Origin of the sequence: Pseudomonas sp. E45-MNA-CIBAN-0222, from assembly GCF_040310405.1 — a bacterium.
Taxonomy (GTDB): Bacteria; Pseudomonadota; Gammaproteobacteria; order Pseudomonadales; family Pseudomonadaceae; genus Stutzerimonas; species Stutzerimonas stutzeri_AC.
In genome coordinates, this window is the sequence record NZ_JBEOPU010000021.1 from 39,934 (window position 1) to 47,825 (window position 7,892).

Annotated in this window: 9 protein-coding genes and 1 tRNA gene; 3 read left to right on the top strand and 7 right to left on the bottom strand. The window is 61.2% G+C overall.

All coding sequences use genetic code 11. The features are described 5' to 3' along the window. Positions 1-25 precede the first annotated feature (25 nt). From leuB to leuC, 3 genes are all read right to left on the bottom strand, one after another. Entirely contained in the window at positions 26-1,108 is a 1,083-nt protein-coding gene (leuB, locus tag AAEZ08_RS21360; protein WP_003285302.1) for a 3-isopropylmalate dehydrogenase, read from the bottom strand. A gap of 96 nt (positions 1,109-1,204) precedes the next feature. Beyond that, positions 1,205-1,852 carry a 3-isopropylmalate dehydratase small subunit gene (gene leuD / locus AAEZ08_RS21365; protein ID WP_003301356.1) on the bottom strand — a complete coding sequence of 216 codons (648 nt, stop codon included), beginning with the start codon at positions 1,850-1,852 and terminating at the stop codon, positions 1,205-1,207. Positions 1,853-1,863: 11 nt separating this feature from the next. Continuing rightward, positions 1,864-3,291 carry a 3-isopropylmalate dehydratase large subunit gene (gene leuC, locus AAEZ08_RS21370; protein ID WP_058065902.1) on the bottom strand — a complete coding sequence of 476 codons (1,428 nt, stop codon included), beginning with the start codon at positions 3,289-3,291 and terminating at the stop codon, positions 1,864-1,866. Positions 3,292-3,444: 153 nt separating this feature from the next. Between leuC and AAEZ08_RS21375 the strand changes: the two genes are divergently transcribed. Further along, on the top strand, positions 3,445-4,320 hold the full coding sequence (locus tag AAEZ08_RS21375; RefSeq protein ID WP_058065901.1) for a LysR family transcriptional regulator: 876 nt from the start codon (positions 3,445-3,447) through the stop codon (positions 4,318-4,320). 57 nt (positions 4,321-4,377) lie between these two features. Here the strand turns inward: AAEZ08_RS21375 and AAEZ08_RS21380 are convergent, their stop codons facing one another. Continuing rightward, positions 4,378-4,824, bottom strand: a complete 447-nt coding sequence (locus AAEZ08_RS21380) for an Hsp20 family protein (protein ID WP_013982514.1) — start codon at positions 4,822-4,824, stop codon at positions 4,378-4,380. Positions 4,825-4,954: 130 nt separating this feature from the next. On the opposite strand from AAEZ08_RS21380, the gene AAEZ08_RS21385 reads away from it, so the two are divergent. Beyond that, a complete protein-coding gene (locus AAEZ08_RS21385; RefSeq protein WP_500125099.1) occupies positions 4,955-5,701 on the top strand; it encodes an SDR family oxidoreductase in 747 nt (248 codons plus the stop codon). A 5-nt stretch (positions 5,702-5,706) separates the two neighbouring features. Here AAEZ08_RS21385 and AAEZ08_RS21390 read toward each other — a convergent pair whose 3' ends face one another. The 3 genes from AAEZ08_RS21390 to AAEZ08_RS21400 form a co-directional block, all read right to left on the bottom strand. After that, positions 5,707-6,681 carry a tRNA dihydrouridine synthase gene (locus AAEZ08_RS21390; protein ID WP_500125100.1) on the bottom strand — a complete coding sequence of 325 codons (975 nt, stop codon included), beginning with the start codon at positions 6,679-6,681 and terminating at the stop codon, positions 5,707-5,709. Positions 6,682-6,771: 90 nt separating this feature from the next. Beyond that, positions 6,772-7,074, bottom strand: a complete 303-nt coding sequence (locus AAEZ08_RS21395) for a hypothetical protein (RefSeq protein ID WP_058065899.1) — start codon at positions 7,072-7,074, stop codon at positions 6,772-6,774. Between the two features lie 30 nt (positions 7,075-7,104). Beyond that, positions 7,105-7,422 (bottom strand): hypothetical protein, encoded by a 318-nt coding sequence (locus AAEZ08_RS21400; RefSeq protein WP_500125101.1) that lies wholly within the window; start codon positions 7,420-7,422, stop codon positions 7,105-7,107. A 393-nt stretch (positions 7,423-7,815) separates the two neighbouring features. Here AAEZ08_RS21400 and AAEZ08_RS21405 point away from each other — a divergent pair. Beyond that, positions 7,816-7,892: transfer RNA gene (locus AAEZ08_RS21405), tRNA-Met, on the top strand.

The following is a 7,892-nucleotide window of genomic DNA, read 5'->3' on the forward strand; positions in this document are numbered from 1 at the left end:
GCGCAGATTAAGGCGGGCCAGAAGATTACAACTTCGCGAGGGCCGCGACTACTGCATCGCCCATCGCCTGAGTACCGACCTTGGTACAGCCTTCCGACCAGATATCACCGGTACGCAGGCCCTGATCGAGCACATCACTCACCGCCTGCTCGATGGCATCGGCTGCCGCTACCTGATTGAAGCTGTAACGCAGCATCATCGAAACGGACAGGATGGTCGCCAACGGATTGGCGATGCCCTGGCCAGCGATATCCGGCGCTGAACCATGGCACGGCTCGTACATGCCCTTGTTGCCCGCATCGAGCGAGGCGGACGGCAGCATGCCAATGGAACCGGTCAACATCGATGCCTCGTCGGAGAGGATGTCGCCGAACATATTGTCGGTGACGATCACGTCGAACTGCTTCGGTGCACGCACCAGCTGCATCGCCGCATTGTCGACGTACATGTGGCTCAGCTCGACCTCGGGATAGTCCTTGGCCACTTCCTCAACCACGGTGCGCCACAGCTGGCTGGACGCCAGCACATTGGCCTTGTCCACCGAGCAGAGCTTCTTGTTGCGCACCATCGCCATGTCGAAACCGACCTTGGCGATGCGGCGGATCTCGCTTTCACTGTACGGCAGCGTGTCGTAGGCCATGCGCTCACCGTTCTCCAGCACCTTGCTTTCGCGCGGCTTGCCGAAATAGATGCCGCCGGTCAACTCGCGAACGATGAGGATATCCAGACCGGCCACGATCTCAGGCTTCAGCGACGACGCATCGGCCAGTTGCGGGTAGAGCAGTGCCGGACGCAGGTTACCGAACAGCCCTAGCTCGGAGCGAATCTTCAGCAGACCGCGCTCGGGACGAATGGCCGGATCGATTTTGTCCCACTTCGGGCCTCCCACCGCGCCAAGCAGAATGGCATCGGCAGCACGTGCACGCGCAAGGGTTTCGTCGGCCAGCGGCACGCCATATTTGTCGACCGCTGCGCCACCCAACTCGTCATAGCTCAGCTCGAAGTCCAGCTGGAACTTGTCATTGGCCAGCTGCAGAACCTTGACCGCCTCGGCCATGATCTCCGGGCCGATACCATCACCGGGCAGAACCAGAATCTGTTTACTCATCACATTCCTCGATTTTCACTTGGGTGGACGCCGTTGTGTTCATCCACCGAAACCCTGCAAGTGGATGGATGACGCATCATCCACCCTGCCCTTATCTCACTTGATGGCGCCGAACAGCCATGGCTGGCTCTGCTGGTGACGGGTCTCGAACGCCTTGATCGCGTCCGCGTCTTGCAGCGTCAGGCCGATATCGTCGAGGCCGTTGAGCAGGCAGTGCTTGCGGAAGGCATCGACTTCAAAGTCGTACTGCTTGCCGTCCGGGCGTGTCACGACCTGCGCAGCGAGGTCCACGGTCAGCTGGTAGCCTTCGTTGGCTTCGGCCTGTGCGAACAGCTCATCGACTTCCTCTTCCTTCAGCACGATCGGCAGCAGGCCGTTCTTGAAGCTGTTGTTGTAGAAAATGTCGGCAAAGCTCGGCGCGATGATCGTACGGAAACCGTACTCCTCCAGGGCCCACGGCGCGTGCTCGCGGGAGGAGCCGCAGCCGAAGTTCTCACGCGCCAGCAGCACGCTGGCGCCCTGGTAGCGCGGGAAGTTCAGCACGAAGTCCTTGTTCACCGGACGCTGCGAGCAATCCTGATTCGGCTGGCCGACGTCCAGGTAGCGCCACTCATCGAACAGATTAGGGCCAAAGCCGGTGCGCTTGATGGACTTGAGAAACTGCTTCGGGATGATCTGATCGGTATCGACGTTGGCACGATCCAGCGGACAGACCAGGCCGGTGTGTTGGGTAAAGGCTTTCATCCGTTATCTCCTCAGGCCTGGACCAGTTCGCGTACATCAATGAAATGGCCGGTTACCGCCGCAGCGGCCGCCATGGCCGGGCTGACCAGATGGGTGCGTCCACCGGCGCCCTGACGCCCCTCGAAGTTGCGGTTGGAAGTCGAGGCGCAATGCTCGCCGCTGCCCAGCTTGTCGGGGTTCATCGCCAGGCACATGGAGCAACCCGGCTCGCGCCACTCGAAGCCAGCCTCGACGAAGATCTTGTCCAACCCTTCAGCCTCGGCCTGCTGCTTCACCAGGCCGGAGCCCGGCACAACCATCGCCTGCTTGACGTTCGCGGCCACCTTGCGGCCCTTGGCGACCTCAGCTGCGGCACGCAGATCCTCGATCCGCGAGTTGGTGCAGGAACCAATGAACACGCGGTCCAGCTTGATATCGGTGATCGGCTGGTTGGCCGCCAGGCCCATGTACTTCAGCGCACGAACGATGGAATCGCGCTTGACCGGGTCGGCTTCGGCGGCGGGGTCCGGCACGCTCTGATCGACAGCCAGCACCATTTCCGGCGAAGTGCCCCAGCTGACCTGCGGCTTGATGTCCTCGGCCTTGAGTTCGACGACGGTGTCGAACACCGCGTCGTCATCAGAGACCAGACCTTTCCACAGCTCGACCGCCTTGTCCCAGTCGTCGCCCTTCGGCGCGAACGGACGACCTTCGACGTAAGCGATGGTCTTTTCATCGACCGCCACCATGCCTACGCGGGCACCGGCTTCGATGGACATGTTGCAGATGGTCATGCGCCCTTCCATGGACAGATCGCGAATCGCGCTGCCGGCGAACTCCAGGGCATGGCCGTTACCGCCAGCGGTGCCGATCTTGCCGATCACCGCCAGCACGATGTCCTTCGCGGTGACGCCGAAAGGCAGCTTGCCTTCGACGCGCACCTGCATGTTCTTCATCTTCTTGGCGACCAGGCACTGGGTGGCGAGCACATGCTCAACCTCGGAGGTGCCGATGCCGTGGGCCAGCGCGCCGAAGGCGCCGTGGGTGGAGGTATGCGAGTCACCGCAAACCACGGTCATGCCGGGCAGTGTCGCGCCCTGCTCCGGGCCGATGACGTGGACGATGCCCTGACGCACGTCGTTCATCTTGAATTCGAGGATGCCGAAATCGTCGCAGTTCTCGTCCAGCGTCTGCACCTGGATGCGCGAGACCTCGTCAGCGATGGCTTCCAGGCCGCCCTGACGCTCGCCCTTGGTGGTCGGCACGTTGTGGTCCGGCGTGGCGATATTGGCGTCGATGCGCCATGGCTTGCGGTTGGCCAGACGCAGACCTTCGAACGCTTGTGGAGAAGTCACTTCATGCAGGATGTGGCGGTCGATGTAGATCAGCGACGAACCATCGTCGCGACGTTTCACCTCGTGCATTTCCCAGAGCTTGTCGTAGAGCGTCTTGCCGGCCATCGGACTTTTCCTCATCTGCTTTCTATGCGGGGCGAATAGCCCTTGCGCTTATGGGGACGATGCTAGGGGCTTGCATTCAATTACTCAAATTCATATTTTTCATCCCAAGCATTCCCTGCAGGAATCCGAATCATCACCGGATAGAGATCGTTCATGGACCTGGCCAACCTCAATGCCTTTATCGCCATCGCGGAAACGGGCAGCTTTTCCTTGGCTGGCGAGCGCCTGCATCTGACCCAGCCTGCAGTCAGCAAACGCATTGCCGCGTTGGAATCACAGCTGGACGTGCGCCTGTTCGACCGGCTTGGCCGCGAGATTGGCCTCACCGAGGCAGGAAGAGCCCTGCTGCCGCGGGCCTATCAGATTTTGAATGTACTGGACGACACCCGCCGCGCCTTGACCAACCTCAACGGCGACATTGGCGGCCGGCTGAGCCTGGCGACCAGCCATCACATCGGCCTGCACCGCCTGCCGCCCTTGCTACGCGCGTTCACCCGCGCTTATCCTCAGGTCAGCCTGGATATCCGTTTTCTCGATTCTGAAGTCGCCTACGACGAAGTGCTGCATGGCCGCGCCGAACTGGCGGTCATCACCCTGGCGCCGCAGACTGCCGAGCCGGTCCGAGCAATGAAGGTATGGGACGACCCGCTGGATTTCGTTGTCGCGCCCGAGCACCCGCTGGCGGGCAAGGCGGATATTCGTCTGGCCGACGTTGCCGGCCATCCTGCCGTCTTTCCCGGCGGCAACACCTTCACTCACCACATCGCCCAGCGGCTGTTCGAGCGTGAGGGCCTGACGCCGAATATCACCATGAGCACCAACTATATGGAGACCATCAAGATGATGGTCTCCATCGGGATTGCCTGGAGCGTGTTACCGCGCAGCATGCTCGACGAACAGGTAGTCAGCCTGCCTCTGCCAGGCATTCAGCTGAACCGGCAACTCGGCTACATCCTGCACCGGGAGCGCACCCTGTCCAATGCGGCCAGGGCGTTCATGACACTGCTGGATGCTGAACGCGGTGACTGACCAGACGAGACAACTACGAGAAAGGGCGCCCTATGGCGCCCTTCTCTTCTTTGCAGATCAACCCTCCAGCGCGGGCCGCTGATCGGCATTGATCGGGATGCGTTTGGGCTTGGCCTCTTCCGGCACCACGCGCACCAGGTCGATGTTGAGCAGGCCACTGTTCAGCGCAGCGCCTTTCACCTCGATGTGGTCGGCTAGCCGGAACGACAACTTGAACGCCCGCTGAGCGATGCCCTGATGCAGATAGGTGACATTCTCGGCCTCGCTTTCGCGCCGCCCGCCACTGATGGTCAGCACGCTGCGCTCGACCTGCAGATCGAGGTCGGACTCCTCGAAGCCGGCGGCTGCGACCACGATTCGATACTGGTCGTCACCGTGTTTCTCGATGTTATAGGGTGGATACGAGCTGCCGGTGTCGTTACGCAGGGCGGACTCGAACAGGTCATTGAAACGATCAAAGCCCACGGATTGCCGGAACAGAGGGGCCATGGGGAACGAACTCATGATAAACCTCCTGAAATCAGCGAGTTGAAACAGGCGGGACCCGCCTTCGGCATCCCGCTGAGCCTTAGATAGGAACCGTTCTGCAGATTTCAAGGCGTATGAAACAAGCCTGCCGACAAGAGGTAACACCATGTCCAGAGTCATGCTGATCACAGGTGCCAGTCGCGGTATCGGCGCTGCCACTGCGCGGCTGGCCGCCCACCAGGGCTACGCACTGTGCCTCAACTATCACCAACGCGAAGACGCGGTGAAACAGGTGCTCGAACAGGTCCGCACTGCGGGCGTATCGGCAATTACGGTCAAGGCTGATGTCGCCGACGAGGGTCAGGTGCTGCAGATGTTCGAGATGATTGATCGCGAGTTCGGCCCGCTGGACGTGCTGGTCAACAACGCCGGCATGCTCGAACAACAGATGCGTCTGGAGCAGATGGATGCCGCTCGCTGGATGCGCGTGCTCGGCACCAACGTCATCGGCAGCTTTCTATGCGCCCGCGAGGCGATCAAGCGCATGTCCAATCAGCATGGCGGCCAGGGTGGTTCGATCATCAACCTGTCCTCGATCGCCGCGCGGCTAGGCGCGCCGGGGGAATACATCGACTATGCCGCGGCCAAGGGCGCCATTGACAGCATGACTGTCGGGCTGGCCAAGGAAGTCGCCGGCGAAGGCATTCGGGTCAATGCGGTACGACCCGGCGTGATCGATACCGAGATTCACGCCAGCGGTGGCGAGCCGGATCGCATCGAGCGGGTCAAGGCAAGCGTGCCCATGGGGCGCGGCGGGAAAGCCGAGGAAGTTGCCGAAGCCATACTCTGGCTCGCCAGTGAGCACGCCAGCTATACCACCGGCGCGTTGCTAGACGTCAGCGGCGGACGCTGATCGGCCTAACCCAGCGCCGCCACCGGAATTCCGACGGTATCGACGCCGAGCATCGCGTCGATCCGCGCGCAATCATTCTCCCGGCGCAGTGCGGCGAACAGCGCCACCGCCTCGGGGTAGTTGCGCGTAAGCAAGGCCAGCCACTGCTTCAGTCTGCCGGGCGCATAGCGTGGTGCGATCTTGCCCCGCGCCTGCTGCCAGAAGTCCACCAGCGTGGGTTGAAACTCTGCCCAGCTCATCTCGGCGATGCCTTGCCCCTGTTCAGCGGCGGCGATCTGCCGTGCCAGGTCTGGCCGCGAAACCAGGCCGCGGCCCAGCATAATATTCTCCGCACCGCTGACTTCTCGACAGCGACGCCAGTCTTCCAGCGACCAGATATCGCCATTGGCGTACACCGGCACCGCGACCACTTCCTGCACGCGAGCCACCCATTCCCAATGCGCCGGCGGCTTGTAGCCTTCGACCTTCGTTCGCGCATGCACCACCAACTGACCCGCCCCGCCGTCCACCAGCGCCCGAGCGCAATCGAGTGCACCGTCCGGGCTGTCGAAACCCAGGCGCATCTTGGCGGTGACCGGGATGTGCGCCGGCACAGTTCGCCGTACCTCACAGAGGATGGCGTGCAGCAAATCAGGCTCCCTGAGCAGGATGGCCCCACCGCGCGATTTGTTTACCGTCTTGGCCGGGCAGCCGAAATTCAGATCGATAGCAGGCGCACCCAGTGAGCAGGCATAGGCAGCGTTATCAGCCAGACAGGCAGGATCGGAGCCCAATAATTGAACGCGCACAGGGGTTCCGGCGCGAGTAACGGCGCCAGCCTGCAATTCGGGTGCAAGTTTGCGAAAGCTGCTTTGCGGCAGCAGACGATCAGAGACTCGGATGAACTCGGTGACGCACCAGTCGACACCACCCATACGCGTTAGTACGTCTCGTAGAATCCCGTCGACCAGCCCCTCCATGGGAGCCAAAGCGATCTGCATACCAGGCCAATACATGATGAAAGGCAGGCATTGTACGTATGCCCGCCTTCTTTATGAATCACGCATGAGTTATCAGCTCTGGCAACCGAGCTACTCCTCGATCGTTCCTCCGATGGTATCGGTGCCGGTGGTAGCGCCCATGCCGCCCGTTGTTCCGGTATTGCCTGTTCCCATGGTGCCCAGATCATCATCCTGCTCGCCCTCGCGGGAGCGATCATCATGAATGGAGGACTTGTCATTACGCGGCGAGGAATTCGATTTCGACTCCACTGACGTCTGATCCGCGGCGCCATGAGGATGGGTATTGTCGTGGGTTTTATCCGCCGAGCCTGCAAAAACGCCGGCAGAACTGGTCAAAAGCAATGCTGCAACTGATGTGAGTATTCGATTCATGGCTACATCCTCGGGTAATGAAGAGCAACGTCAATCGCTGCGCTTTTCCAGCTTTGGCCGGCGGCGATGTTCCATATCGGTTTCGTTACCGCCGTGCCCCGGCTCGGCGGACTCGTCGAGCTGCTCTGAAGATGATGGTTGGGTTCTATTTCGTTGCGCAGGCGCTTTTCGATCATCGCCGATGTAGTCGATACCATCCCCGACGCCCATTGAGCCGTTTCCGGCTGCCCCGCGGTCCGCTGCACCCGTGTTCTGCGCTAACGGCATTTCAGCAGACGGGGCCATCGCACCCTGTGCACCCGCCGTGGAAACGAGTACCAACAGTAAAGCAGTTAGGTAAATACGCATGATCGGCATCTCCCGTGATCCATCTATTGGTTTGGGCAGCACTGGCCAATAGGAGTGCAATGCGCGGCGACCGATGGCACCGGAACCGCCTGCCACCATAGGGGTCCCATCAACAAGGATGAATATGGATTTACAGAGGGAGCCACCGGATGGAACCTGCGCTGATACTGGTAATGATGTTGATGGGCTGGCTCACGGTTGCGTTCGCCATGCTCTGGGGCATGATGCGGATCGCGCGGCGACATCAGCCGCGTACACGCAGCACTCCCCCACCACGCCCATCCCACGGCCCTACCGACGCTCCCGCCCTGCCCTCCTGGCACGCCTGACCGGCACTCGCGGTTTTTTTAAATAAACCCGTGACAGCAGCATTTAAAGCTGTAGAATGCGCATCGCGGGATGGAGCAGTCTGGTAGCTCGTCGGGCTCATAACCCGAAGGTCGTCGGTTCAAATCCGGCTCCCGCAACCA

Excerpts from the sequence above, each read along its gene's own strand:
- AAEZ08_RS21375 (WP_058065901.1), top strand. The coding sequence starts at position 3,445 with ATGGACCTGGCCAACCTCAATGCCTTTATCGCCATCGCGGAAACGGGC.
- leuB (WP_003285302.1), bottom strand. The coding sequence starts at position 1,108 with ATGAGTAAACAGATTCTGGTTCTGCCCGGTGATGGTATCGGCCCGGAG.
- AAEZ08_RS21390 (WP_500125100.1), bottom strand. The coding sequence starts at position 6,681 with ATGCAGATCGCTTTGGCTCCCATGGAGGGGCTGGTCGACGGGATTCTA.
- leuC (WP_058065902.1), bottom strand. The coding sequence starts at position 3,291 with ATGGCCGGCAAGACGCTCTACGACAAGCTCTGGGAAATGCACGAGGTG.
- AAEZ08_RS21395 (WP_058065899.1), bottom strand. The coding sequence starts at position 7,074 with ATGAATCGAATACTCACATCAGTTGCAGCATTGCTTTTGACCAGTTCT.
- AAEZ08_RS21380 (WP_013982514.1), bottom strand. The coding sequence starts at position 4,824 with ATGAGTTCGTTCCCCATGGCCCCTCTGTTCCGGCAATCCGTGGGCTTT.
- leuD (WP_003301356.1), bottom strand. The coding sequence starts at position 1,852 with ATGAAAGCCTTTACCCAACACACCGGCCTGGTCTGTCCGCTGGATCGT.
- AAEZ08_RS21400 (WP_500125101.1), bottom strand. The coding sequence starts at position 7,422 with ATGCGTATTTACCTAACTGCTTTACTGTTGGTACTCGTTTCCACGGCG.
- AAEZ08_RS21385 (WP_500125099.1), top strand. The coding sequence starts at position 4,955 with ATGTCCAGAGTCATGCTGATCACAGGTGCCAGTCGCGGTATCGGCGCT.